The organism is uncultured Ellagibacter sp. (assembly GCF_934643285.1).
GTDB lineage: Bacteria > Actinomycetota > Coriobacteriia > Coriobacteriales > Eggerthellaceae > Ellagibacter.
On record NZ_CAKUBT010000001.1, the window covers coordinates 306,389 to 332,089 of the forward strand.

Here is a 25,701-nt window from a genome sequence, read left to right on the forward strand (position 1 = left end):
GAACCGCAGGACGGTTCGGGTGGTTTTCAAACGGCGTTACTGCAAGTCGAGCTGGTCGAGGTATTCCTTGCCGTGCTCGGCAATGTGCCTTTTTCGGCCCTCGTCGTCGTTGCCGAGCAGAAGGTTGAACATGCTCTCCATGATGGTGACGTCCTCAGGCTCCACCTTGATCAAGCGCCGCGTTTCGGGGTTCATGGTGGTGAGCCACATCATGTCGGGGTCGTTCTCGCCAAGACCCTTCGAACGGTTGATCGAGCACTTCTGGTCGCCGATTTCCTTCAGAATGTTGTTCTTCTCGAGCTCGGTGTAGGCGAAGTAGGTCTTCTCCTTGCAGTTGATCTCGTAGAGCGGCGACTCGGCGATGTAGACGTAGCCCTCATCGATGAGCGTCGGCACGAGCCGGTAGAGCATCGTGAGGATGAGCGTGCGGATGTGGTAGCCGTCGACGTCGGCGTCCGTGCAGATAATAACCTTGCTCCAGTTGAGGTTTTCCAAATCGAAGGTGCCGAGGTTCTTCATGCGCTTGTCTTTAACCTCGACGCCGCAGCCCAAGACGCGCAGCAGGTCCATGATGATATCGGACTTGAAGATGCGCGGGTAGTCTTCCTTGAGACAGTTGAGGATCTTGCCTCGAACGGGCATAACGCCCTGGAACTCGGCATCGCGAGACGTGCGAATGGCACCTGCCGCCGAGTCGCCCTCCACGATGTAGATCTCGCGGCGGTCCTTGTCCTTCGAGCGGCAGTCGATGAACTTCTGCACGCGGTTGGCCATGTCGGTCTTCTGCTGCAGGTTGGTCTTGATGCTCTGACGGGTTTTCTCCGCGTTCTCGCGCGAGCGCTTGTTGATGAGCACCTGGTCGACGATTTTGCCCGCATCGTCTTTGTTCTCGATGAGGTAGGTCGTGAGGCGCTCCTTGAAAAACGCCGTCATTGCCTGCTGGATAAAGCGGTTGTTGATGGCCTTCTTCGTCTGGTTCTCATAGGACGTCTGCGTCGAGAAGCAGTTCGTCACGAGCACGAGGCAGTCCTGCACGTCCTGCCATTTGATAGCGGACTCGTTTTTGGTGTACTTGTCCTGCGACTTGATATAGGCATCAAGTGCGCTGGTCAGAGCGCTGCGGGCGGCCTTTTCGGGCGAACCGCCGTTTTCGAGCCACGACGAGTTGTGGTAGTACTCCTGCATCTGGAAGGTACGGGAGAAGCACAGGCACGCAGTGATCTTGACGTTGTAGTCGGGCAGGTCGTCGCGATCGCGGCCCCGGCGATCGGCCTGGATGAAGAAGGGCTCGGTCAGATACTCGGAGCCTACCTTTTCGAGAACGTAGTCCTCGATGCCCTTGGGATAGCAGAAGTCTTCCTCCGTGAAACCCTCAGGTCCCTCGAGGCGCAAACGGAAGGTGACATTGGCGTTGACGACCGCCTGGCGACGCATGGTCTCGCGATACCACTCGGCAGGGATGTCGATAGACGTGAAAACCTCAAGGTCGGGACGCCATTTGATGGTGGTGCCCGTCCGTTTCTCGACAGAAGGCTCAACCTCGAGCGCCTTCTTCTTGGCGCCGACGACCTTGCCCTTCTTGAAATGCAGGGAGTACTTGTTGCCGTCGCGCCATACGGTGACATCCATGTATTCAGAGGCGTACTGCGTGGCGCACGAGCCCAAGCCGTTGGTGCCGAGCGAGAAGTCGTAGTCGCCGCCCTGGTTGTTGTTGTACTTGCCGCCCGCATACAGCTCGCAGAAGACAAGTTCCCAGTTGAAGCGCTTTTCCGTGGGGTTCCAGTCAAGCGGGCAGCCGCGGCCGTGGTCCTCGACCTGGATCGAGCCGTCGACAAACGCGGTCAGCGTGATGAGGTCGCCATAGCCCTGGCGAGCCTCGTCGACCGAGTTGGACAGAATCTCGAAGGCGGCGTGCGCGCAGCCGTCAAGGCCGTCGGAGCCGAAGATGACCGCGGGGCGCAGGCGGACGCGCTCCTCGTCTTTCAGCTGGCGAATGCTGTCGTTGCCATAATCGGCCGTGGTGTTTGCCATTCTCGCTCTTTCGATGATAGTGTTTCCTCTTGCGCAGCTTCCAAGCCCTTTAGGGCAAAGCCGCCTTCCCGCTCGATGCGCGGCGCGAAGGGCGCGACGCTGATGGCAGGCCTTGTGGGCCAGACTCTGCTGGCGCGATGCACAATGACCGACTTTACCACATGCCGCGCCTGCAACGCGTGGAGGACACAGCAAATTCATCGGACATACGTTCGTGTATAGCGGTTTGCTCGCACAGGTTCGAGGCATCAAGCTTGCTCGCCCTGAAAGAAGCAAAAAACGCTATCGGGAGCACGTTACCCCAGGTAGAAGCCCCACACAACAGGGGCGCCCGACCCTTTGGCGACATCGCCTCGGAATCGGGCGCCCACAGAAGCGCGCTTTGACGCAGGAACCGAACGCTTACAGGCTGAACGACCACACGTTCTTGAAGTCAAGCGTGCCCGAAAGCTTCTCGAGCAGCTGGTCGTCCACGTTGCCCTCGACGTTCATGTACACGAGCGCCGTCTTCTCGGAGGGCTTCGTGCCGATCTGCATCGTCGTGATGTTCACACCCTCGTTGCCGAGCAACGTGCCGATCGCGCCGATGCGGCCGGGGGCGTCGACATACTCGAACACGAGCGATTGCTTGGCAGGCGCGATGTCGATCTTGTAATCGAGCAGCGACATGATGCGCGGGCGCTGCATCGAGCCGAAGAGCGTCGCACCAACTTCGACCCCGTCGGCGACGACCTTCACGGCCGACGCGTACTCGTCAGCGTCGGCGATCGAGGCGGTGTCCACCTTGATACCATGGCGCACGGCGACCGACTCCACGTTCACCGGCGTGACCGACCCCGCGCGGCGATAGGCTAAGATGCCGTCGAGCGCGCCTGCGACCAGGATAGATGCATCCGCGTTCGCAATCGTTCCCGCCGCCTCGACGCGCAGCGTCTTGGGGATGCACCCCAGGATTTGCGCCAGGATTCGGCCCATCATCTGGCAGGCGGGGACATAGGGGCCCACCGCGTCCATCATCTCGGGCGGAACGAGCGTCATGTTGAGCGCCGTAGGAACGATGGAGCCCTCAAGACCGCTCGAGACGTACTCCGCGATCTGCACGCCGGCGCGCACCTGCGCCTCGTGGGTGGAAGCGCCCAGGTGAGGCGTCAAGAGCACGTTGTCGAACTCGTGCAAGGGGCCGCCCGTGCAGGGCTCTTCCTCGAACATGTCGATGCCCGCGGCGAAGATCTTTCCCGCGGCGACGAAATCGGAAAGGGACTTCACGTTGTAGATGCCGCCGCGCGCCGCGTTGATTAGCACGACGCCGTCCTTCATGGCAGCGAACTCTTCGGGGCCGAACATACCGATGGTCTCGGGCGTCTTCGGCAGATGCACGGTGATGAAGTCGGCGCGCGCGAGCACGTCTTCCACGCGCTCGAAAAGCTCCACGCCCAGCTGGTCGGCGCGCTCAGGGCTGCAATACGGGTCGTGCCCGATGATCTTCATGCCGAAGGCGCGCGCACGCTCGGCCACAAGCCCGCCGATGCGGCCGAGGCCGAAGATGGCGAGCGTCTTCTCGTAGAGCTCCTTGCCCAAAAACTTCGAGCGCTCCCACTTGCCCTCATGCATGCTCGCGTTCGCCTGGGGAAGCTGGCGCGCGCAGGCGAGCATGAGCGCCATGGTGTGCTCCGCTGCGCTCATGATGTTCGAGGTCGGGGCGTTGCACACGATAACGCCGCGCTCGGTCGCCGCGTCAAGGTCGATCGTGTCGACGCCCACGCCCGCGCGGCCGATGATCTTCAGGTTCTCCGCGGCCTCGATGACCCGGCGCGTCACCGGCGTCGCCGAGCGCACGACGATCGCATCGTAGGGGGCGATCTGCGCCGCGAGCTCGTCTTCGGTCAGGTCGAGCTTCACATCGACGTCGTAGCCCTTATCGCGCAGGACGTCGATGCCCTCCTTCGCGATCCGATCGGCTACGAGAACCTTCTTGTGCGTCATGGCGAATTCCCTTCTCAGACAAGGCCGCTTATCGCGCGCTCGATTCGCAAATTCGACCGCGAGGGAACGCTCCCCCGCGGCCGAATTCGTTTCCGTCAGCACCACTATACGGCTTTATGCGTTGTTTTTCTCGAACTCTTCCATGAACGCGACCAAAGCTTCGACGCCCTCACGCGGCATCGCGTTGTAGATGCTCGCGCGCATGCCGCCCACACTGCGATGACCCTTCAGGCTCTCGAGCCCGCGCGCCTTCGCCTCGGCGATGAACTTCGCGTCCAAATCGGCGTCGCCCGTGACGAAGGGAACGTTCATGAGCGAGCGGAACTCCTTTTGCGCCGTGCCGCTGAAGAGCTTCGACTGGTCGAGGTAGTCGTAGAGCAGCGCCGCCTTCTCCTGGTTGCGCTTCTGCATAGCCTCAAGTCCGCCCTGCTCTTTGAGCCATTTGAAGACAAGCCCGCAGACGTAGATGCCGTAGGCGGGCGGCGTGTTCGACAGGCTGCCGGCGTCGGCTTGCGTCTTGTAGCGCATGATGGTGGGCGTGAAAGGCAACACGTCCTCGCGGATAAGGTCGTCGCGCACGATGACGATGACCACGCCGGCAGGACCGACGTTTTTCTGCACGCCGCCGTAGATGAGGCCGTACTTGGAGACGTCGACGGGTTCGGAGAGGAACATCGAGGAGACGTCGGAGACAAGCGGGATATCGCCCGTCTCGGGAAGGTGGGTGTAGCGCGTGCCGTAGACCGTCTCGTTCTGGCAGATGTAGACGTAGTCGGCGTCGGGCGAGAAAGCGGCGCTCTCGAAATCGGGAACGCGCGTGAAGTTCTCGTCCTCGGAGGAAGCGACAAGGTTCGCGGTGCCGTAGAGCTTCGCTTCCTTGAAGGCCTTCTTCGACCAGTTACCCGACACGATGTAGTCGGCAACCTTGTTGTGCATGAGGTTCATAGGAATTGCCGCGAACTGCTGCGTGGCGCCGCCCTGCAAAAAGAGGACGCGGTAATTGTCGGGGATGGACATGAGATCTCGGATGTCCTGCTCAGCGGTCTCGATGATGCCCTTGAACGTCGCCGAGCGATGGGACATCTCCATGACCGACATGCCAGACCCGTTGTAATCGAGCATCTCCGCCGCCGCGGTCTTCAAGACCTCCTCGGGAAGCATTGCGGGACCTGCAGAAAAGTTGAACACCCTGCCCATAAGCGCGCTCCTTAAATCGCGAGAGTTAGATATGTACTTTATTGTACTAAAGCGCTCAAGCGAAGGGCCCGAAACGCCCGCCCATTCGGCCGCGCGGGCGCGCATCGTCGGCAGATGGGTTTACGCGCCTGGGTGGGACACCTTGGCCCGAAGATGCACGCTGCATCCCTTTTCAGGGCCGTGTGGCGCAAAAAATGAATGTGAATTCCTTGTATAATTTCACGTTAAGCAAACCCAGCACGCCACGCCTTAGACGTGCCGACATTTGGCGGGAAGGCGCCACGAAAGGAGGACGCATGGAAAACGCGATCACGAGAAGAGACGCGCTCAAGCTCGGAGCCGCCGCGACGACGGTCATCGTGTCGGGAGGCGCACTGGCCATGCTCGCAGGTTGCGAGGCGAAAAGCACGGCGGACTCCCCCTGCTATGCCGCGCCCACCCCAAGCGAGACGAGCTTTCGCGTGGAAGACGGGAAGTGGTTTTCCGACTGGACGGAGGAGACCAAGCAGGGAATCGCGTTCACCGGCTCGAAGCTCGGCATCGTCCCGAGCGGCGATGGCGAAACGCTCGCCATCGCCTACTGCGACGCCGACGGCGTGAAGCAGGTCATGCAGATCGGGCCCGCGAATGTGCCCGTGTGCGTGCACGGCGACATCGAGATGCTCGCCGCAGACGACATCGCGTCCCGCTACGTGGTTTTAGTCGACGAAGACGCGACGATCGACGCGCTTTTCTTGGGCGGAATCGACCGCGCGGAAGTCTCGGGCAGCATAGCATCGCTTATCGTCGTGGGAAAGGCCGATGCCGAGCTTCACCCCGAATCATCGGTGCAGTCGGTGATCATGGGTGATAGCCGCGCGGACGTGCGCGTGAACGCAGGCGCACTCGTGAGCGAGGTGTACGCGCCCTACGCAGAGCAGGTCGAGTTCGAATCCGTCCCCTGCGCCGTTCACACCGTCGACGCCGATTACGCGTCGCAGGCGAACAAGGCCTTCGTGCGGGTGCTGACAGGCCAGGGAAACGAAGACGAACGCGCCTTCGTTTTGGGCCTTTGCGCAGACCTTGAGCTTCCTCCCGTCGTTGTCGAGGCGGCGGATGCTGCGAAGACGAGCGCCGCCGCCTTCCCTGTTTCATTAGGTCCCGAAAAGGCATATGCGGACGAAGCCGGTGCGGCAATCGCGGATTCCGCCAAGGGCAGCCAGGCGGACACCGCCACCGACAGCGATGCCGATATCGCCTTCTCCGACAAGCCCGAGCTCACAAGCGACGACCCCGAATGGAACCGCCTTGAGGACTTCCAGCCCGATCTCGACGCTCCCATCGACGAGAACTGCATCGAGCTTCCCACCGACGAGGAGCTAGCGGCCGCGAACCAAGGCGCCGAAAACGACATCCCCTTCGTCCAGGGCGACATCGATACCATCTTGAAAGGCGTTGCCAACCTCGCGCTCAACAAGACCGTTACCTACACCACGAATACGCTCCTATCTGTAGTTTTCGGCTCGAACAACGGCGTCGAGCGCGCCCTTGGCGAGATCAACGCGCGACTCGACAACATCGAGCGTGAAATCCAAGCCGTGTACACGGCGATTCAGGAAGCCGAGCTCTGCTCAATGATCAACGAGCTGATCAAAACGTATTTCCGCAACACGACCGATTTGGTGGACTTCATCGAGAAGTTCAACCGTGATTACACGAAGGATTTTCAGGAGGGAACCGATGACTACATCGCCGCGCGCAAACGTGTCGCCATGTACCTTGCGACAGCAACCTCCGCCGAAAACCCCAGGCTTACCGTCGACGGGAAGACCGTCGTCGCCTACGCCATCGATTACTGCAGCGCGCTTTTGGCGGAGCAGGTCGGCGTCGCGCTGAACCCCCTCGAGGCATACTTCAAGTTATCCCTGCTCAAAAGCCCGTGGGAGCAAAATACCATTGCGGGTCGAGTGGGCTTTCAGGATGAGGTTGTCAACAAGTTCGGGCTTTTGTGCGGATACGCCGCCTTCGCGCTGAGGGGATACATGGACCACCTTGTCGATGATGTCACGCTATCCGACGAGAAGAGAAAAGTCGAGATCAGTCAATGCGTCGCGAGCTGGGAGCAGCTCTTCGGAACCGACGCGGCGAACGCAATCGCCAACGATTACGAGGTGGCAAACGAGTTCAGCCTCATTCGCGCAACAAGGGACAACGCAAGCAACAACGAGGAAGGCTACGCCACACGCGCATCCCGCCTGATCGAGAGTTACAAGGTGGTTCCGCATGCGGATAAGTGGCGCCACTTCATGGTGCCCGGCAAGGAAGTCACGCTCATGACGCAAGCGGCCGTCCTCAAGGTGAACAAGAGCACGGGAGCAAACCAGCCTCAGCTCACCGTGAGCAGCGATGCCCACCTTGTGGCGGATATCGAAAGCTTTCGAAAGATCTACGACTACTACGGCGGAAAAAAGACACTGCACCAAATACTCTTCGCGCAGGACGAGGCCAGCATCGCGCTCCCTGACGCTGGCAAGAAGGAAGACTACAGCTTCTCAGTCTCCGGCGTCGAGCCTAAGGCAGACCGCTACATCAAGTCGAAGGGCGCCATCGAGCACAGCCAGTACTACACGCCCGTCATCTCGGGAAAGATGAAACTCAGCCAGAGGAACTACTACAACTACGACAACAACCGCGGCTCAAAGACCGAGAAATACTTCGACATCACGCTGCTCGGCGTCTACGAGAAACTATCCTTCGAGGATTAAAGCGCTTTTGCCCAAGCGCAAGCGGGGCCCGCTCACACCGAGCGGGCCCCGCTTGATTAAATCAGCTTGCGCCGAACTACTGCTCGTCGGACTTGATCCAGGAGAACATGCCGCGAATCTTGACGCCGGTGGTCTCGATGAGGTGGTTGTTGATCGCCTCGCGATGCTCGATAAGCCACTTGTGGTCGTTCTCGCAATCGGCAACGAATTCCTTCGCGAACTCACCGTTCTGGATGCGCTTCAAGATGAGCTTCATGGCCTCGCGAGATTCCTCGTTGATGACCTTCGGGCCGGCGTAGTACTCGCCGTACTCAGCGGTGTTGGAGATGGAGTAGTTCATGAAATGGATGCCGGACTCGTACATCAGGTCGACGATCATCTTCATCTCGTGGTAGCACTCGAAGTAAGCGAGCTCGGGCGGATAGCCGGCGTCGACGAGCGTCTCGAAGCCAGCCTTGACGAGCTCGACGAGGCCACCGCAAAGAACTGCCTGCTCACCGAAGAGGTCCTCTTCGGTTTCCTCGGCGAACGTGGCCTTGATGATGCCGGAGCGGGCACCGCCGACGCCCCAGCAGTAGGACATCGCGATATCCCATGCATCGCCGGTCGCGTCCTGCGCCACGCACGCGAGATCGGGCACGCCGGAGCCCTCGGTGAACTGACGACGGACGATGTGGCCCGGGCCCTTAGGAGCGCACATGATGACGTTCACGTCCTCAGGAGCCTTGATGTAGCCGTAGTGGATGTTGAAGCCGTGGGCGAACGCGAGGGTGTCGCCAGCCTTCAGGTGCTCTTTGATGTGCTCCTCGTAGACCTTCGGCTGCGTCTCGTCCGGCGTGAGGATCATAATGAGATCGGCTTCCTCGGCAGCGGTGTCCATGTCGACAACCTTAAGGCCAGCCTCGCGAGCCTTCTCAGCGGACTTGGAACCCTCGCGCAGGCCGACGCGCACGTCGCAGCCGGAATCCATGAGGTTGAGCGCATGGGCATGCCCCTGCGAGCCATAGCCGATGATGGCGATCTTCTTGCCCTGGATGATCTTCGGATTGACGTCCTCTTCGTAATAGATTGTCACAGCCATGGTAGTTTGTCCTTTCTTTTTGGCTGGTTTTACCTTGCTTTATGGCAACCGCTCGCGCGGAAATACCCATGATGTGCAGGTTCGCTCCCTACACTTCCTTGGAATTACGGCTCATCGAACAGCTGAGTGCTGTTCGACCCCGAGCACGGCGAAGCCGAGCGCAGGGGCCACTTATCTGCGGGAAGAAGTTGAGCATCATACTTCTTTGGAATTACGGCTCATGGCTATCTTGCCCGTGCGCGTGATCTCCTTGATGCCGTAGGCGCGGAAGAGATCTTCCATGCCCTTGAGCTTGCTCTCGTCGCCCGTCGCCTCGATCGTGAGCGAGCTTTTACCCACGTCGACAATCTTCGCGCGAAACACGTTCGTGATCTCGATGATCTCGTTTCGCCGCTCGGGCGACGCGTTCACCTTGAAGAGCACGAGCTCGCGCTCGATTGCGGATTCCTTCGTGAGGTCGCTAATCTTATACACGCTGACCAGCTTGTGCAGCTGCTTGGTGATCTGCTCGTATGCCACGTCGTCGGCCTTCACGATGATGGTGATGCGCGACATCGTGGGATCCTCGGTCGGGCCCACCGACAGCGAGTCGATGTTGAACCCGCGGCGCGAGATGAGCCCGGTCACGCGGGAGAGCACGCCCGGCTTGTTCTCGACCAGGATAGACAGGATATGTTTCATCGAACATCCCCTTCCTCTTCAGCGGCGCCTTCCCCGTTCGAGCCCTCGCCCTGGTGCGGGCCCTTGTCCTCAGGGTCGGCTTCCCAGCGGCCGCCGAACTGCGCGTCGATCTTCGCGCAGGGCGACTTCTCGCGCACCACCGGCGCAGGCTCGCCCGGCACATCGGTGCGCACCGCGCCAACCGCCACGTCGATCGCGCCCATGACATCACTCATCGCCTTGCCAGGCGCGACCATCGGGAACACGTTCTGCTGGTCGGAGATTGCAACGTCCAAAAGGAAAGGACCGTCGCAGGCGAGCATGCGATCATAGGCCTCGTCGAGCTTCGCGGGGTCGGTCACACGCTCTGCCTGCCAGCTGTACGCGTCAGCAAGCTTCACGAAATCTGGGTTCGCGTCAAGCTCGGTGAACGAGTAGCGCTCGCGATAGAAGAGCTTCTGCCACTGATGCACCATGCCGAGCGCGCGGTTGTCCAAGATAACGACTTTCACCGGCACGTTGTGAATGGCGGCGGTGGCCATCTCCTGGCTGTTCATCTGGAACGACCCGTCACCTGCGATGCAGACCACCTGCGCGCCCGGACGCCCGAACGCAGCGCCGATGGATGCGGGGAAGCCGAATCCCATCGTGCCCAGGCCGCCCGAGGAAATGAAGCTGCGCGGCTCCTCGCGGTCGATGAACTGCGCGGCCCACATCTGGTGCTGGCCGACCTCGGTCACGACGACAGAATTGTGCGGGTCGAGCTTCGCGGAAAGCTTCTGCATGGCGATCTCGGGGACGATCTCGTCGGGGTTCTCGGTAATCTGCGCGTCGTAGAACGGGTAGCGCTCGCGCCACTCCGCGATCTGCGCGTTCCACGCCTCGGTGCGCGGCGTGCAGGCTTCCTTCTCGATCGTGGTGACGATGCCCGCGACGACGCCCTTCAGATCGCCGACGATGGGCACCTGCGCCTCGCGGATCTTGCCGATCTCGGCCGGATCGATGTCGATGTGGATGACCTTCGCATGCGGGGCGAACTCGGAGAGCTTGCCCGTCACACGGTCGGAGAAGCGCGCGCCCGCCGCGATGATCAGGTCGGACTCGGTCATGGCGATGTTTGCGAACTTCGATCCGTGCATGCCGACGGGACCAAGGTTCATCGGGTGCGACGCCGGGAAGGCGCCTTTGCCCATAAGCGTCGTCACCACGGGAATCTGCATCGCGGTCGAAAGCGCCACGAGCTCCTCGGTAGCACCCGACGCGATCGCACCGCCGCCGACGTAGAGGATGGGCCGCTCGGCGCGCTCGATCACGCCGACTGCCTGTTTGATCTGCTTGGCGTTGCCCTTGTACGTGGGGCGATACGACGGCAGGTTCACCGCATCGGGATAGTTGAAGACGATCTGCTCGCTTTGGATGTCGGAGGGCACGTCAATGAGCACGGGGCCGGGACGTCCCGTCGAGGCGATATGGAACGCCTCGCGGAAGGTCGTCGTGAGCTCTTCAGCCGACTGCAGAAGGAAGGAGTGCTTGACGATCGGCATGGTGATGCCGACGATGTCGGATTCCTGGAACGAGTCGGTGCCGATGACGCCGCGAGGGACCTGGCCGGTGATGACGACGAGGGGCACGGAATCCATGTAGGCCGTCGCGATGCCCGTCACGGTGTTCGTGGCGCCGGGGCCGGACGTGACGATGGCCACGCCAGGGCGTCCCGTCGCGCGCGCATAGCCGTCGGCCTCGTGAACCGCGCCCTGCTCGTGGCGAGCGAGGATATGCGTGATCTGCTTGCTGTCATAGAGCGCATCGTAGATCTTAATCGCCTGGCCACCGGGGTAGCCGAACACCAAATCAACACCCTCGGCCTCGAGCGAGGCGATAATGGCCTCGGCGCCGTTCATGCGCAGACCCTGCTTCTCGGTCTTGCTGCCCAGGCCCAAAGGCCCGCTAAACTGAGGTTTCTTGCTTTTCACGGTGTTGCTCACGAGACATACGCCCCCTTATCGGCCGATGAGACGAGCTTTGCATACTTGGCGAGAACGCCATGGTTGTGTTTCGGTGCGGGTGCGACGAACGCGGCGCGGCGGCGGGAAAGCTCCTCGTCGTCGACATGGAGGTTGATTTCTCCCCCTTCGATGTCGACCGTGATCTCGTCGCCGTCCTCGATGAGCGCGATGGGGCCGCCCGCCGCAGCTTCGGGGCTCACGTGTCCCACGCAGGGGCCCTTCGAGGCGCCGGAGAAGCGCCCGTCGGTGATGAGCGCCACGGACTTGGAAAGCCCCATGCCAACGATGGCGGACGTCGGCGTGAGCATCTCGCGCATGCCGGGGCCGCCGGCCGGGCCCTCGTAGCGGATGACGACGACGTCGCCCGCCTTGATTTCCCCTGCGAAGATGGCCTTGCAGGCTTCCTCCTCGGAATTGAAGCAGCGCGCGGGACCCGTGTGCGTGAGCATCGAGGGGTCGACAGCCGACTTCTTCACGATGCCGCCGTCAGGAGCGACGTTGCCGTGGAGCACGCGCAATGCACCGACCTTCGAGAACGGGTTGTCGTGTGTGCGGCACACCTCGCCATCGGCGGGTTTCGTGCACTTCTCGATATACTCGGGAAGGCTGCCCATGCAGGTGAGAGCGGACTCATCAAGAAGCCCCAGCTCATTGAGCTCGTGCATGACAACCGGCACACCGCCTACGGCGTAGAGGTCGATGAGCGGGCGCGGGCCGGAGGGCTGCAGCTTCACGAGATGGGGCGTGCGGGCGCTCGCCGCGTCCCAGTCGTCCATTGTGATGGGATGCCCCGCCGCCTGGGCGATGGCGGTCAGGTGGAGCACCGTGTTGGTGGAGCCGCCGAAGGCCATATCGCATTCCATGGCATTGTGAATCGCCGCCGCCGACACGAGGTCGCGGAAGCTGATGCCGCGCTCGAGCAGCTCCATAACCTTCATGCCCGCATGCTTGGCGAGGCGAAGGCGCTCGGAATACACGGCAGGAATGGTGCCGTTGCCGGGGAGTGCGATGCCCAGCGCCTCGCACAGGCAGTTCATGGAATTCGCGGTAAACATACCCGAGCAGCTGCCGCAGGTCGGGCACGCGGTGTCCTCGTAGTATTTCAGCTCGTCCTCGCTCATCGTGCCAGCGGCGACCTTGCCCGCGCCGTCGAAGAGCGTGTTCAGGTCGGTCGTGGGACCGCCCGTGCAGCCAGGCTCGTGGCCGGGAAGCATCGGGCCGCCGGAAACGAACACGGTGGGGATGTTCACGCGAAGAGCGCCCAAAATCATACCCGGGACGATCTTGTCGCAGTTGGGGATGCACACGATGCCGTCGAATGCGTGGCCCTCGACCGCGCATTCCAAGCTGTCGGCGATGACCTCGCGCGACACAAGCGAGTAGTGCATGCCCGCATGGTTCATGGCGATGCCGTCGCACACGCCGATGGTGGACACCTCGAACGGGACGCCGCCCGCGAGGTAGATGCCGGCCTTCACGGCCTCGCAGATCTTGTCGAGGTTGTTGTGGCCGGGGATGATGTCGTTGCGGGAATTGACGACGGCGATAAGCGGGCGGCCCATCTCCTCGTCGGTGATCCCGTCAGCCTTGAGCAGGCTGCGATGCGGGGCGCGCGCGGCACCCACCTTGATGGCATCGCTGCGAAGCTGCATGTTCCGTGTCCTCCCTCCGGGCGTCACCGCCCATAAAAAAATCCTGGCTGCAAGCACCTGCACCAGGACCTCTTGGGAACAACGGAATAGACCGCGGACCGATAACGGAGTCGCCGATTCAGGCTACTTGCCTCACGCGATTGCGAAGGTCATTCGCAAAGCGAGCGAAACGTTCGCGCCGAACTGCTCGGAGGTGGCATTCGGGGCCGCCCACCACCGGCTCGCAGCATCCGCCGGCTCTCTGAGAGATGGGTTCGTCCTTACTTTCCTCGTCAACGCATTTCGTCGTATTTGGTTTTGAACTGGCGTCAGTATACCCCCGCCACATCGCAGGGCAAGAGGAAATTCCCCTAAACGCCGCGATGTGGCGATAAATGCACATTGCCGACAAATTCCCAGGTGGGACGCCTTCACGCGAGCCGCTCGCCTAGGCTTCCTTTACATCCTTGGGAAGCTCGCCTTCAAGCGGGAAGCGCATCTCGGGTTCGTCTGCACGCTCGGGGGCGTCGCCGCCGAATGAATACTCGTCCTTACCGGGAAGCACCGCGTTCAGCACGATGCCCGCAAGCGAGCCCACGGCGAGGCCCGAAAGCGAGATGGTGATGCCACCGACGGCGAACACGATGGCGCCCGCGGTGGAGTAAGCAATGCCGATGGAGAGCACGAGAATGAGCGCCGCGACGAGCACGTTGCGGCTCTTCATGAAGTCAACCTTGTTCTCAACGAGGTTGCGCACGCCGACGGCCGAGATCATGCCGTACAGGACGAGCGACACGCCGCCGATGACACAGGCGGGCATGGCCTCGATCACCGCTGCGAACTTCGGGCAGAACGAGAAGCAGATTGCGAACACCGCGGCGATGCGGATGACGCGGGGGTCGAACACCTTGGTGAGCGCGAGCACGCCCGTGTTCTCACCATACGTGGTGTTGGCTGGCGCCCCGAAAAGCGAGGCGAGGATCGTGGCCAGGCCGTCGCCGAGAAGCGTGCGATGCAGGCCCGGCTCGGCGATGAAGTTACGGTTGACCGTGGAGCTGATGGCCGAGATGTCGCCGATGTGCTCGATCATGGTTGCGAGCGCAAGGGGCATGATCGTGATGACCGCGGTGATGGCAAGCCCTGCGTCGAAGTTGCTCGAGAGCGCGAAGACCGTGTTCTCGAAGGCGACGGGCAGGCCGATCCAAGGCGCGGCGGCGACGCCCGAGAAGTCAACTTCGCCGAGCGCAACGGCGAGCAGGTAGGACACGAGCACGCCGAGCAGAATCGGGATAATCTTCACCATACCGCGGCCCCAGATGTTCGCGACGATGATGACAGCGATCGCCACGACGGCGACAAGCCAGTTCGTCGAGGCGTTCGCGATGGCAGAGCTCGAGAGGATAAGGCCGATCGAGATGACGATCGGGCCTGTGACCACGGGCGGGAAGAACTTCATCACGCGAAGCGCGCCGAAGCCGCGGAAGAGCGCCGAGAGCACCAGGTAGAGAAGACCCGCGCATGCAACGCCCAGGCAGGCATAGGGCAGAAGCTCGGCCTCGCCGTTCGGGGCGATAGCGGCATAGCCTGCGATGAAGGCGAACGATGAGCCGAGGAACGCCGGCACCTTCCCCTTCGAGAGGAAGTGGAACAAAAGCGTACCCAAGCCCGCGAACAGAAGCGTGGCGGAAACGGAGAGTCCCGTGAGCACCGGAACCAGGATGGTGGCGCCGAACATGGCGAACATGTGCTGCAAGCCGAAGACGATCATCTTGGGCTTGCCGAGCGTGGTCGCATCATAGATGGCATCGGGGCTGTCCTCGGCCCCCATTGTCGGTACCGGTTTGTCGAATTTCGCCACGAAGCTCTCCTTCTCTGCAAGTTTTCACTGGGTGGCATTGTACACGTGAAGAGCGAAAGGTCGAGCGTGCAAGAAAGAAAAAGGCCGGAAGCTCGTGGCTTCCGGCCTTTAGGTTTCATGGTGGTCGCTACAGGATTTGAACCTGTGACCCCCGCCGTGTGAAGGCGATGCTCTCCCGCTGAGCCAAGCGACCAAGTAAGTGCGCATCAAAACTTGTTCCTGATGCGAGGAAATATAATAGCGCTCATCGAAGCCGCGCGCAAGGGGTAATTTCAACATTTTCAGCGCGCCTATACTGTTATACTTTCGAAGCATGCATTTCCGCACGTGACGTAATAAGGGAGAGAAGAACCCATGAGCAACGAAGACAGCTTCCTCGCATCGAAGAAGCGCAGTGACGAAATCCGCGCCGACCTGGCCGTGCATCCCGAGAAATACCTCATGCTCACCGGCGACCGACCCACGGGCCGCCTGCATCTGGGACACTACTTCGGGACGATCAGGGAACGCGTGGCGCTGCAGAACCTCGGCGTCCCCACCCGCGTCGTCATCGCCGACTATCAGGTGATCACCGACCGCGACACGACCGCCAATATCGCCGACAACGTGCACAACATGGTGATCGATTATCTGGCCTGCGGAATCGACCCCGAGAAGACCATCATCTTCACGCATTCGCACATTCCCGCGTTGAACCAGCTCATGCTCCCCTTCCTCTCGCTTTGCACCGAAGCCGAGCTCGAGCGCAACCCCACGGTGAAAGCTGAGCAGGAGGCGTCGGGGCACGCGCTCACGGGCCTGCTTTTGACCTACCCCGTGCACCAGGCGTGCGACATCCTGTTCTGCAAGGGCAACATCGTGCCCGTCGGCAAAGACCAGCTGCCGCACATCGAGCAGACGCGCCAGATCGCGCGCCGCTTCAACGAGCGCTATGCACAGGTGTTCCCCGAGCCCGAAGGCCTTCTGACCGACGCCGTTTTGATCCCCGGGCTTGACGGCCGCAAGATGTCGAAGAGCTACGGCAACGCCATCAGCCTCTCGGCGACGGCGGAGGAGACCGCGAAGCTCATCAAGAAGTCGCAGACCGACTCCGACCGCAACATCACCTTCGATCCCGACAATCGCCCCGGCGTGTCCGCCCTGCTCACCACCGCGGCGCTTTGCACCGGGCGCACGGAAGTCGAGATCGCGGAGGAAATCGGCGACGGCGGCTCGGGCACGCTCAAGAAGTACGTCACCCAGAGCGTGAACGACTACCTCGCGCCCATCCGCGCGCGCCGCGAGGAGCTTATGCAAGACCCGGCGTATATTGCCGACATCCTGGCAGACGGCAACCGCCGCGCGAACGAGATCGCGAACGAAACGCTTGGCGAGGTTCGCGAGGCCATGGGTATGGTCTACACCGCCTAGACTGCAAGACGCAGAGCATGAAAAAACGCCGTCGAGGTTTCTCGGCGGCGCTTTACTTTTTATGGTGGGCCCACCCGGATTCGAACCGAGAACCAAAGGATTATGAGTCCCCTGCTCCACCGTTGAGCTACAGGCCCGTTTTGCACTTGGACTATTGTACCCGAAAGCTGAGCAGTCAAGGAAATTTCATATATCCGCATTGCAGGCAGACATTACCCCACCGCCTTGGCAACGGAGTTGACCAGCACGGCGCGCGCGGTCGCCCCCTACTGCGGGTCGACCTGCGCCTGCTGCGGCTGCTGCCCGTCCTGGGCCTGGGTCGCGTCTTCCATGCCTGCCTCCTTCTCGCGCCGTGCGGGGCACGTCCTTGTATGAAAAAAGCCACCCGTGCGGATGGCTTGAATCAACGAAGGCCCCGAAGAGCATGCGGCGATAGCTATTCGATTGTGTTGGGCGCGATTAGATACGCGATGTTGCCGCCTGGATGGCCGCAGAGAGCGCGACCTCGAATGCGTGCCCGGCAAAGTCCTTCGCCTTGCGCATACGCGAGTTCTCGCTCACGAAGATCGCCCCATCCATCGTGATGGCCGGGTCGGACATGACGGCAAGGCTCGGCGAGTCGATGACGACGCCCGAGAAGCCGTCGAAAGCGAAGCCCTCGACGTACCCCTTCGACTGGAGGCTCTTGGCGACCGCGCCGAAATACGCCTCGTTGCATCCGACGAGCTGTCGCAGCGCTGCGATGTCGACCTTCTTGCCGTTCTTCATGCACCGGTAGAGATACGAGAGAATCTTGAAGGCTAAAACTTCGAAATCATCTGATGCCATGCGTTCCTCCTTTGCAAAGCTCAACGGCCTTACCTGCAATAGTTGGTCGGGGCGGCGGGATTCGAACCCGCACGGGCCTGCGCCCGCCAGCCTCTGAAACTGGCGCGTCTGCCTGTTCCGCCACGCCCCGATGTTGTGATAAAATTTCCTTGCACCCAGAGGGAGCCCAGGCGACCTGAGCCAGAGTAGCCCAATGGGTGCTTATTTTTTCAACTCCTCTATTCGCTTACCATTCGTAAGATAGATTCTCTCGATATAAGGGTCGTCGAGTAATTGCGACAATGCTGCTTCAGCGGTATTGAACGTCATCGGGGATTCACTGATATCAACCATGAACACAGGCCCCTGTCTTGGTATCTTTTCGGTAATCCTTCGCTTCATCTTCTTAACGCTCGCGCTTTTAATCTGCTTCATATCGCATGTAACCCCTCCGACTCCGATATCGGAAGTGTTTCCGTCGGTTTCGATATGTTTGAAGTCACAGCGAAATTCAATAGGCATCCCTAGCTGAGACAGCCAATAGACCTCCATGACCTCCTTTGGCATCGGGACAACGTAATCCTCCGTCTTTATCACGTTTGCTGGATTCAACGATGCAAGGTAGTTGCCAATCGTGGCTCTATACATATCGACGTTGTCGTGATCAGTCCACACTCGAACCGCAGCAGCGGTATCATTTTCGAAATCGCCCGAAAACTGTACTAGCTCCCTCGATTCGCGTCGTGCGTTTTCGATGCGCGTCCACCTTCGCAGTTCATCCTTTGGGTCGTGTCCATGAACCAGCGTGGCCATGGGGTCGTCCTCGAAGCTCGGGACCACCTTGCAGTCGCATCCGCGGTGGAAGTGCCTCCACTCGCCCGCGGTCTTGCGCGAGTGGTAGACCGCGCCGCGGCTCGCGAGCATGAGGCAGAACGTGCAGGTCTCGGTGCCCGTCGGCACGCGGGCGAACATCGCGCCCTTGTCCCTGTCGCGCCCGACGTTTGCGATGATCGTCTCGTTGAGGCTGCGGAAGGCGTCGTTCCTGGCGAACTCGCCGCACGCCCTCGCGAGCGCCGCGTCGCCCTCCTTCGCGAGCTTCTTCGCCTGGTAGCGCGCCACGTCGTCCACCGACCCCGGCTCGTAGACCGTCATGGTGACGGCCTGCCCGAGCCTCGCGCCGCCCTGCTCGGCGCGGTAGTCGTACCACTGCGACGCGAACCCCGCCGCCTTGTCGTCGTACGCCTACACCTCAGCCCTCCATGATGAGCTTCGCAGCCTCGCGCTTCTCGGCGACGAAGGCCCCCTCGCGGGAGCGGCACCAGCCGAGGACGCGCTGCTCCACGGCGGAGGCAGCGCCGTCGCTGATCCTGGTTGACGCGACGATATTCGGCATCACGACTTTTGAGAGAATTGCCCAGCACTGAAGCGACATGAGCGTCAAAGGGTGCGCGTCTTAGTACGCACCCCTGTTAGGCCCATGCTTATCACGAACGATTTCTTTTCTTGGAGGTTTGCGATGTCTGCCAGCGGCAACGCCCCCAGGCGCGACGAACTCACAACAGGAGCAATCGCGAGCCTCGCTCTCGGGACAGCTGCGACATCATGGAAATGAATTCAATTCAAAATGCAAAAGAACCCGTCGAGAGGACCTTTGCCCTCGACGGGTTCGAACAATTTCAAAATGGCTCCCCGGGTAGGATTCGAACCTACAACCCTCCGGTTAACAGCCGGATGCTCTGCCGTTGAGCTACCGAGGAATCTGCCAATCAGTTGCGCTCTTTCCGAACGCGCAAGATAGTATTATACCCATCTCATCAGTCGGCGCAAGACCCAATTTCAACTTTTTTGACAAGCGCGGGCATTCGGAATCCCAAGCCTTGCCAAGAGGGCCCCTACGCAGGTTGTCCTACTTCTTAATGGCGGAATAGCTTTCCTTCAGCATGTCGATCGCATGACCAACCATTTCCTCCGCCGAGCCGGGCATGAAGTTCGTCTTCGAGGCCTGCTTGCCGCTCTGGTCGAAGCCTTCCTGGTCAGGGAGATAGCCTTGCACCGAATCGCCGTCGAAGCTCACCCAGTTCTGCATGATGTTGTGCGCGTACGGCGAATCGGCCCTGATGTCTTTCAGGGACTGGATGTTCATCTCTGGCTTGACGCCCGTAATCGCGACATCGTCGATCGCGAACACCGAGACGTCGGTCGTGCACGTCGGCTTCGATTCGGACTGCACATACTGGAAGACCTTCGGGTCGGGACCAGATTTCAGCTTGTCCTTGTCGAGCTGCTTGTACTCGAACTTCTCGTTAGAGTACGAAACGACGTGGACATCGCCGCACGAAATCGCGTTTGCGGTATCGACCACGGAAACGCCGAGGCGGCTCGATGCGACATCGAGCATAAGCCACGCCGCCTCGTTGTCGAAAAATCCCTTCTTGTATTCCAGGCCGCCCTTCGAACCCGCAACATAATTGTATTCGGCGCGAACGCTGCCCCACTGATCGCCCGTGCAGCCAGCGAAGTAAATCGCCACCGTATCGCCGCCGTAGTATTCCTCGACGAATCGCTCGGAAAGACCAGCGATATCGCAGGTAATCTGGCGTCCCGTAGGATCGATCTCGGAGTTCATCTGGTTCTCGAGCGTGCCCGAGGCCATGTTGACGGTGTAGAGAATCGCGATCGGCTTGCCGTCGGTACCCTCGAAGCGCAGCACGGGCAGCACGTGATCGGTGTTGCCGTTGTCGTTGGACACCTGGTTCCAGCCGTCGGCAGTCTCGTAGCAGCGATTGGTGTTGGCATAGGTCACGCCCTCGCCAAAGCCGAACTTCGCGTCCTTCATACCGGCCAGCGCCGCCTTGCACGCTTCCTCGATCGCGTTATTGATCGCATCTTGATTGATATCGTGCGGCGCGCTCAAGACGTGCGGGTTGTGATACCACTGTTTGTCAGCGGAAACGCCCGTCAGCGACTCGATAAGCTTCTTGTCGTCGTCGATGTTCACCGGGTTCACATGCTCGATTGACGAGATAGCGTACTTCTCGCCGTTGAACTCGAGCAAAACAATCGAGAACCGCAGGTCATGCCCCTCGTGAACATTGGTGTAATACCCCTCGGAGTGAACGAAATCGGGAGTCCCCTTCGCCTGCCCCGCTTGGGTGTTGCCCTCATCGATCGGGCAGTACTCATCGAGCTTGATCGCGGCATGCCCTGCGCCCACTCGAAGCAAACCCGCCTCGAGCTTCGCGAAGTCGATCGCCGTGGACTGCTCTGCTTTGCCAGAGCCGCCGCCCGACTCCGCCCTCGACGCGCAGCCACCGAGTGCGGCGGTTCCCGCCATGCCGATTCCGGCAAGCAGCGCGGCCTTGGCGAACCCCCTGCGGGAAAGCGTACGCTCGTTTGAGCGAACCTCTCCCCCGATTCCGTTTGCGTCGACATCGAGCGCTTGAGACTTGCAATCCATTACCCTCTCCTCTCTCCCCGGGCAGCGATTCCGCCCCTTGCGAAATCCCGTCACACGAGGAACCTACCTTTATGGTGAGGAAGGAAAAGGATGAGCGCATCGGCTGAAAAGATGAAACTTAAGGGTCCAAATAGAACGCCAGTAAAGCCACCAGGCGGACCGCGTAGCAGAGCAGCCGAAATTCAGCGAACCAGCCCTTCTTCGGCTGTCCTCACCAAAGAGGCGCTCGCACAGGCATCCTTGCTTTACGGCGCCATTGAACCAGGTCGCAACCTCATACCAATGGGCTGACCGCCTATTGGGGTAATTCCAATCTACTGAAATCCATCTTCTCATCTTTTATCGGGGGTATGTCCTCATGCGCGCGGTGTAACTTCGCAGTCGTCGGAATCGCGCCGATCGTGAACGCAACCTGACGAGTGCGTGCGACGAGCGACAGACCGCCGAGGAGAGCGGCAGCATAGAAAGACGAAACCGATCACGTATTCCGATTATGAAGGAGGAAACCCAATGGCAGACTCTACCGAGTCCACGGTGCAAGAGCACTGGGGGGAAACCAACGGAAAGAAGTATCGCCGAGGCTCGCGTCTTCCCAAAAAGACCGACACCGTCCCGGCAGCGCCTGCGGCTGAAACGCCGAAGGTGCCCTGGAAGTGGGAAGAGGACGGCATGACCGTCATCCGCGGCACGGCACGTTCCGCACCGGGATGCCACAACGTCTGCGGCATTCTGTCCTACGTGAAGGACGGCAAGCTCGTGAAGGTCGAAGGCGACCCCGAGGACCCCTACAACCAGGGCCGTCTTTGCAGCCGTTGCCTTTGCATCCCCGACTACGTCTACCACAAAGACCGCCTTTTGCACCCGATGAAGCGTGCGAAGGAAGATCGCGGCAAGGACAAGTTCGTCGAAATCTCCTGGGATGAGGCCTACGACATCATCGTCGAGGAGTTCAAGAAGGTCGCCGACACCTACGGCCCCGACAAGATCGCTATGTGCCAGGGCACGGGCCGCGATATTCACCAGGTCACGCGCCTGAACGCGTGCATGGGCTCGCCGAACGAGGGCGTCCCCTACTTCGCCGGCAATTCCTGCTACCTGCCTCGCATCGCGTCCATGGCGTGCATGCTCGGCGGCTCCTGCGTTATGGACTGCTCGCAGTTCTTGCCCAAGCGCTATGACGATCCCCGCTACACGGTGCCCGAGTACTGCATCGTGTGGGGCCATCAGCCCTTCTACTCCAACGCTGACGGCTTCTACGGCCATTGGATTTTGGACCTCATGAAGCGCGGCATGAAGGTTGCCGTCGTCGACCCGCAGCTCACCTGGCTTGCGGCTCGCGCCGGCAAGGACTGGCTGCGCGTCCGCCCCGGCGGAGACGGAGCACTCGCCATGGCCATGTTGAAGGTCATCTGCGACGAGAAGCTCTATGACAAGGAATTCTGCGACAAGTGGGTCTACGGCCTCGAGGCAGTCTGCGAGCGCGTCGCCGACATGGACCTCGACGAACTGTGCGAGCGCGCCTGGGTCGACAAGGAAGACGTCGTGCGCGTGGCCCGCACCTACGCGACGAGCCATCCTGCGGCCATCCAGTGGGGCGTCGCCCTCGACCAGCAGACCGGCGGCCAGCAGGCTGCTCACGCCATCACGGCAATGTGGTGCATCACCGGCAACCTCGACATCCCGGGCGGCAACGTCATGGCTGACGCTTGCTGGGGCATCGAGCAGCCGAACTGGGTCGGCACCTGGGGCTGGGACGAGCTCATGACCCCTGAGGAGCAGGCAAAGCGCATCGGCATCGAGCGCTACCCGATGTTCGCCGTGGGCTTCAAGAACCTCTCTTCCAACGCCACCATCGAAGCGTGGCAGCGCGGCGAGATCCCCATCCATGCGGCCTACATCGTGACGAACAACTTCCTCGCGACCATGGGCGCCCAGGCCGAGCAGCAGCTCGAGTGGTACAAGCAGATCGACTTCATCGTGGTCGAGGACCTGTTCATGACACCGACCATGATGGCACTCGCCGACGTGGTGCTGCCCGCAGCAACCTACGAGGAGCGCGACGGCTTCGGCGGACTGAACGCCTACCGTATCAGCTGCATCAACAAGGCGATCGAGCCCGTCGGCGACTCCAAGCCTGACAACACGATCTTCCTCGAGCTCGGCAAGCGCCTCACCCATGCGATCAAGCCGGAAAACGACGACATCGCGTGGCCTTGGGACAACGTTCAGGAAATGTGGGACTACGCCCTCGAAGACGGCGGTTTCACCTGGGAAGAGCTTCGCGACGCCACCTGGAAGTACCCCGAGTTCAAGTACCGCAAGTACGAGACGGGCGACCTTCGTCCCGACGGCCAAGTGGGCTTCCGCACCGAGACCGGTCGCGCCGAGATCTACTCGATGGTGTTCCATCACACCTCGTGGTCGGGCCTCGATCCGCTGCCGAGCTATGTGGAGCCCGTTGAGAGCCCCTATTCGGCGCCTGAGGATGTTGAGGAGTACCCCTACATCGTGACCTCCGGCATGCGCGTGCCTCACTTCTTCCACTCCGAGCAGCGCCAGATCGAGAAGCTGCGCGCCCTGCATCCCGACCCGCTGTGCCATATCCACCCGGAGACGGCGAAGAAGCACGGCATCGAAGAGGGCGACTGGATGTGGCTCGAGAACAAGCACGGCAAGTGCAAGTACAAGGCCACCTTCGACGACGGCTACGATCCGCGCGTCATGCAGTGCGAGCACGGCTGGTGGTTCCCCGAGCGCAAGGACGAGGCAGAGGAGAACACCGAGGACGAGAAGAAGGGTCTGTTCGGCGTTTTCGAGTCGCAGATCAACAACCTCGTTCCCTTCGACGCCGGCGTGTCGGGCTTCGGTTCGAACTACAAGGCCATGATGTGCAAGATCTACAAGGCCGAAGACTAACAGGCCGCGCGAGAGGAGTTTAACAATGGCAATTCAGGGAATCCTCGTCGACGTGGATTACTGCACCGGTTGCGAGGCGTGCGTTCTCGCCTGCCAGCAGGAGCACGGCTATAGCGAGAAGGAATTCGGCATCAAAATCACCAAGCTGGGTCCCTTGCACATCGATGAGGCCAACAAGGTGTTCCAATACGATTTCATCCCTCAGTTCACGCAGTGGTGCGACCTGTGCGAAGAGCGCTGCGGCAAGGGTAAGAAGCCCACGTGCGTTCAGCACTGCCAGGCACAATGCCTCGACTGGGGTCCGATTGAGGAGCTGGCCGCCAAGGTCGACTCGCCCAAGCAGATGATCGTCGCCATCAACGAGGCGTAGATCATATAAGGCTTCATCCGCCGGGGGAAGGCGGCATTCACGCCTATCGCTTGCCCAGGCGGACGAAAGACTAGAGGGGGAAGGAGGAGAACATGACTCAGCAATTTGCCGATGATTTCGGGGGACAGTGCGCAACGCATGTCATGAACATCGACGTGCGCGCTCCGCGCGAGTTCTCTCACGAAGTCACCGAGTACCAGCGTGAGCAGGGCCGCATCGACTGGCGAGTCCGTTGCAGCGCCAACATGAAGAAGATGGCGAAGCACGAGATCAACCAGATCTATCAGTAGCCCGATGCGGAATCTTGTCGGGGAGGCGGACAACACAACCGCTTCCCCGCCCCGCATCACCCTTTAGACGATCCGCCGCCCAGGTGGTTATCCCTACTTCCATCCCCAGGGCTTCCCTCACCACCTGGGCGGATCTCCCCATACCTATCAGTGGGCGCCGGCAAGGCAGATAAGGAGGGTTAAGCGTAGCTTGGCTCCCGTTCATACATTCAAACCTACTGACAACCGACAACAAAAAAGGAGAGAAAATGGCTGAAACTCGCGTTATCGACGATAACATGCACTTCCTGCCGACCAACCTGTTCACCAACGAAGAGGTGCTTCACGGCTTTCTGTACTCCGCGCCGGTCACCTTCGGCATGAAGGCGTATCTGGGCAAGACTCCGGACGGCACGAAGGACCAGGTCATCCTTGAGTATCCCGAAGGCAAGCAGATCCTGAACTACGTCGACGGCGACTACACGCTCGAGACTAAGATCAAGGCAATGGACGAGGCTGGCGTCGACATCGCGATGCTGCGCATGCCGGTGTGGCAGGAATGGCTGCCCCTCGACATGTGCAAGATCGTGAACGAGCAGGCCGCCGAGATGTGCAAACGCTCCGAAGGCCGCCTCGTTGCCAACGCCGTTCTGCCGCCGTTCGGCCGCAAGGAAGACGTCGACGAGCTCAAGCACTGCATCGAGGACCTCGGTATGGTCGGCGTGCAGTTCGCCTGCTGCTATGGCGATCGCTTCCTCGACGACGAACTGTTCAAGCCCTACATGAAAGTCCTGAACGACATGAAGGTTCCGGCTGTCGTGCACCACACCCCCGGCCAGAACGCCTTCCAGAACTTCGATGACTACACGATTCTGCGCCGTGAGCTCGGCCGCATCCATGCCCAGGCAGCAGCTGTCGGCCGCGAGATCTACTCCGGCATGTTCGACGAGTTCCCGAACCTCAAGTTTGTCCACACCATGTTCGGCGGCAACTGGTTCGGCCTGCAGGAGATTCTCGCACCGCACAAGTCGACCAAGAAGAAGGAGGCTATGAACCGCCTGGCCACCAACGTCGACCACGAGGCCTACACCCGTTACCTCGAGAACAACATCTTCTTCGACATGACTCATCCGATGTCTTGGGGCAAAGACCAGATCGAGTGCGCAGTGAAGGTTTGCGGCGCAGACCACCTGCTCATGGGCTCCTCCTTCCCCGTCTTCTACGAGTGGATGGCTCGCTCGGTCGAGTCCATCGACGCGCTCGACGTCACCGACGAGGAGA

At 60.8% G+C, this 25,701-nt stretch carries 18 protein-coding genes and 4 tRNA genes; 6 read left to right on the forward strand and 16 right to left on the reverse strand.

All coding sequences use genetic code 11. From position 1 onward, the window contains the following. Positions 1 to 36: 36 nt before the first annotated feature. The 3 genes from Q0I65_RS01410 to serC all read right to left on the reverse strand — a co-directional run bounded on the left by Q0I65_RS01410 (position 37) and on the right by serC (position 5,211). A complete protein-coding gene (locus Q0I65_RS01410) occupies positions 37 to 2,031 on the reverse strand; it encodes a toprim domain-containing protein (RefSeq protein WP_296058980.1) in 1,995 nt (664 codons plus the stop codon). 402 nt (positions 2,032 to 2,433) lie between these two features. Continuing rightward, complete coding sequence (gene serA / locus Q0I65_RS01415; RefSeq protein WP_296058982.1) at positions 2,434 to 4,014, reverse strand: phosphoglycerate dehydrogenase; 1,581 nt, start codon at positions 4,012 to 4,014, stop codon at positions 2,434 to 2,436. A gap of 114 nt (positions 4,015 to 4,128) precedes the next feature. Further along, complete coding sequence (gene serC, locus Q0I65_RS01420; protein ID WP_296058984.1) at positions 4,129 to 5,211, reverse strand: 3-phosphoserine/phosphohydroxythreonine transaminase; 1,083 nt, start codon at positions 5,209 to 5,211, stop codon at positions 4,129 to 4,131. Between the two features lie 296 nt (positions 5,212 to 5,507). Between serC and Q0I65_RS01425 the strand changes: the two genes are divergently transcribed. Beyond that, entirely contained in the window at positions 5,508 to 7,955 is a 2,448-nt protein-coding gene (locus Q0I65_RS01425; RefSeq protein ID WP_296058986.1) for a hypothetical protein, read from the forward strand. A 76-nt stretch (positions 7,956 to 8,031) separates the two neighbouring features. Here Q0I65_RS01425 and ilvC read toward each other — a convergent pair whose 3' ends face one another. The 6 genes from ilvC to Q0I65_RS01455 all read right to left on the reverse strand — a co-directional run bounded on the left by ilvC (position 8,032) and on the right by Q0I65_RS01455 (position 15,384). Then, positions 8,032 to 9,030: a ketol-acid reductoisomerase gene (gene ilvC, locus Q0I65_RS01430; RefSeq protein WP_366513195.1), complete on the reverse strand. Its 999-nt coding sequence runs from the start codon at positions 9,028 to 9,030 to the stop codon at positions 8,032 to 8,034. 201 nt (positions 9,031 to 9,231) lie between these two features. Continuing rightward, positions 9,232 to 9,717: an acetolactate synthase small subunit gene (ilvN, locus tag Q0I65_RS01435; protein ID WP_158048458.1), complete on the reverse strand. Its 486-nt coding sequence runs from the start codon at positions 9,715 to 9,717 to the stop codon at positions 9,232 to 9,234. Beyond that, positions 9,714 to 11,597 (reverse strand): biosynthetic-type acetolactate synthase large subunit, encoded by a 1,884-nt coding sequence (ilvB, locus tag Q0I65_RS01440; protein WP_366513196.1) that lies wholly within the window; start codon positions 11,595 to 11,597, stop codon positions 9,714 to 9,716. Before ilvB ends, ilvN begins: the two co-directional genes overlap by 4 nt. A gap of 80 nt (positions 11,598 to 11,677) precedes the next feature. Further along, a complete protein-coding gene (gene ilvD / locus Q0I65_RS01445) occupies positions 11,678 to 13,354 on the reverse strand; it encodes a dihydroxy-acid dehydratase (protein ID WP_296058992.1) in 1,677 nt (558 codons plus the stop codon). Between the two features lie 427 nt (positions 13,355 to 13,781). Next, entirely contained in the window at positions 13,782 to 15,161 is a 1,380-nt protein-coding gene (locus tag Q0I65_RS01450; RefSeq protein ID WP_296059022.1) for a uracil-xanthine permease family protein, read from the reverse strand. 148 nt (positions 15,162 to 15,309) lie between these two features. Further along, positions 15,310 to 15,384: transfer RNA gene (locus Q0I65_RS01455), tRNA-Val, on the reverse strand. Positions 15,385 to 15,545: 161 nt separating this feature from the next. Between Q0I65_RS01455 and trpS the strand changes: the two genes are divergently transcribed. Continuing rightward, positions 15,546 to 16,601, forward strand: a complete 1,056-nt coding sequence (trpS, locus tag Q0I65_RS01460) for a tryptophan--tRNA ligase (RefSeq protein WP_296058993.1) — start codon at positions 15,546 to 15,548, stop codon at positions 16,599 to 16,601. A 62-nt stretch (positions 16,602 to 16,663) separates the two neighbouring features. Here trpS and Q0I65_RS01465 read toward each other — a convergent pair. The 7 genes from Q0I65_RS01465 to Q0I65_RS01495 form a co-directional block, all read right to left on the reverse strand. After that, positions 16,664 to 16,738 (reverse strand) — tRNA-Ile (locus Q0I65_RS01465). Between the two features lie 322 nt (positions 16,739 to 17,060). Continuing rightward, positions 17,061 to 17,429 carry a YjcQ family protein gene (locus tag Q0I65_RS01470; protein WP_296058995.1) on the reverse strand — a complete coding sequence of 123 codons (369 nt, stop codon included), beginning with the start codon at positions 17,427 to 17,429 and terminating at the stop codon, positions 17,061 to 17,063. Positions 17,430 to 17,472: 43 nt separating this feature from the next. After that, a tRNA-Leu gene (locus tag Q0I65_RS01475) sits at positions 17,473 to 17,559 on the reverse strand. A gap of 71 nt (positions 17,560 to 17,630) precedes the next feature. Next, on the reverse strand, positions 17,631 to 18,560 hold the full coding sequence (locus Q0I65_RS01480) for a hypothetical protein (protein ID WP_296058997.1): 930 nt from the start codon (positions 18,558 to 18,560) through the stop codon (positions 17,631 to 17,633). 97 nt (positions 18,561 to 18,657) lie between these two features. Beyond that, positions 18,658 to 18,801: a hypothetical protein gene (locus Q0I65_RS01485; protein ID WP_296058999.1), complete on the reverse strand. Its 144-nt coding sequence runs from the start codon at positions 18,799 to 18,801 to the stop codon at positions 18,658 to 18,660. A gap of 289 nt (positions 18,802 to 19,090) precedes the next feature. Next, positions 19,091 to 19,165: transfer RNA gene (locus Q0I65_RS01490), tRNA-Asn, on the reverse strand. A gap of 149 nt (positions 19,166 to 19,314) precedes the next feature. Next, the gene (locus tag Q0I65_RS01495) at positions 19,315 to 20,865 is read right to left on the reverse strand and encodes a hypothetical protein (protein ID WP_296059001.1); all 1,551 of its coding nucleotides are present in this window, start codon (positions 20,863 to 20,865) and stop codon (positions 19,315 to 19,317) included. A gap of 510 nt (positions 20,866 to 21,375) precedes the next feature. Here Q0I65_RS01495 and Q0I65_RS01500 point away from each other — a divergent pair. From Q0I65_RS01500 to Q0I65_RS01515, 4 genes are all read left to right on the forward strand, one after another. Further along, positions 21,376 to 23,781, forward strand: coding sequence for a molybdopterin-dependent oxidoreductase (locus Q0I65_RS01500; RefSeq protein WP_158048453.1), 2,406 nt, complete (start codon positions 21,376 to 21,378; stop codon positions 23,779 to 23,781). Positions 23,782 to 23,806: 25 nt separating this feature from the next. After that, a complete protein-coding gene (locus Q0I65_RS01505; protein WP_158048452.1) occupies positions 23,807 to 24,151 on the forward strand; it encodes an oxidoreductase in 345 nt (114 codons plus the stop codon). A 92-nt stretch (positions 24,152 to 24,243) separates the two neighbouring features. Beyond that, positions 24,244 to 24,441 carry a hypothetical protein gene (locus tag Q0I65_RS01510; protein ID WP_296059006.1) on the forward strand — a complete coding sequence of 66 codons (198 nt, stop codon included), beginning with the start codon at positions 24,244 to 24,246 and terminating at the stop codon, positions 24,439 to 24,441. A gap of 248 nt (positions 24,442 to 24,689) precedes the next feature. After that, a partial coding sequence (locus Q0I65_RS01515) for an amidohydrolase family protein (protein ID WP_296059008.1) occupies positions 24,690 to 25,701 on the forward strand: 1,012 nt, incomplete at its 3' end.

Coding starts and splice junctions, on each gene's coding strand:
- Q0I65_RS01485 (WP_296058999.1), bottom strand. CDS start 18,801: ATGCCGAATATCGTCGCGTCAACCAGGATCAGCGACGGCGCTGCCTCC.
- Q0I65_RS01495 (WP_296059001.1), bottom strand. CDS start 20,865: ATGGATTGCAAGTCTCAAGCGCTCGATGTCGACGCAAACGGAATCGGG.
- Q0I65_RS01500 (WP_158048453.1), top strand. CDS start 21,376: ATGGCAGACTCTACCGAGTCCACGGTGCAAGAGCACTGGGGGGAAACC.
- Q0I65_RS01505 (WP_158048452.1), top strand. CDS start 23,807: ATGGCAATTCAGGGAATCCTCGTCGACGTGGATTACTGCACCGGTTGC.
- ilvD (WP_296058992.1), bottom strand. CDS start 13,354: ATGCAGCTTCGCAGCGATGCCATCAAGGTGGGTGCCGCGCGCGCCCCG.
- Q0I65_RS01480 (WP_296058997.1), bottom strand. CDS start 18,560: ATGACGGTCTACGAGCCGGGGTCGGTGGACGACGTGGCGCGCTACCAG.
- Q0I65_RS01470 (WP_296058995.1), bottom strand. CDS start 17,429: ATGGCATCAGATGATTTCGAAGTTTTAGCCTTCAAGATTCTCTCGTAT.
- ilvN (WP_158048458.1), bottom strand. CDS start 9,717: ATGAAACATATCCTGTCTATCCTGGTCGAGAACAAGCCGGGCGTGCTC.
- Q0I65_RS01510 (WP_296059006.1), top strand. CDS start 24,244: ATGACTCAGCAATTTGCCGATGATTTCGGGGGACAGTGCGCAACGCAT.
- Q0I65_RS01425 (WP_296058986.1), top strand. CDS start 5,508: ATGGAAAACGCGATCACGAGAAGAGACGCGCTCAAGCTCGGAGCCGCC.
- Q0I65_RS01410 (WP_296058980.1), bottom strand. CDS start 2,031: ATGGCAAACACCACGGCCGATTATGGCAACGACAGCATTCGCCAGCTG.
- Q0I65_RS01450 (WP_296059022.1), bottom strand. CDS start 15,161: ATGGGGGCCGAGGACAGCCCCGATGCCATCTATGATGCGACCACGCTC.
- serA (WP_296058982.1), bottom strand. CDS start 4,014: ATGACGCACAAGAAGGTTCTCGTAGCCGATCGGATCGCGAAGGAGGGC.
- ilvB (WP_366513196.1), bottom strand. CDS start 11,597: ATGAACGGCGCCGAGGCCATTATCGCCTCGCTCGAGGCCGAGGGTGTT.
- trpS (WP_296058993.1), top strand. CDS start 15,546: ATGAGCAACGAAGACAGCTTCCTCGCATCGAAGAAGCGCAGTGACGAA.
- serC (WP_296058984.1), bottom strand. CDS start 5,211: ATGGGCAGGGTGTTCAACTTTTCTGCAGGTCCCGCAATGCTTCCCGAG.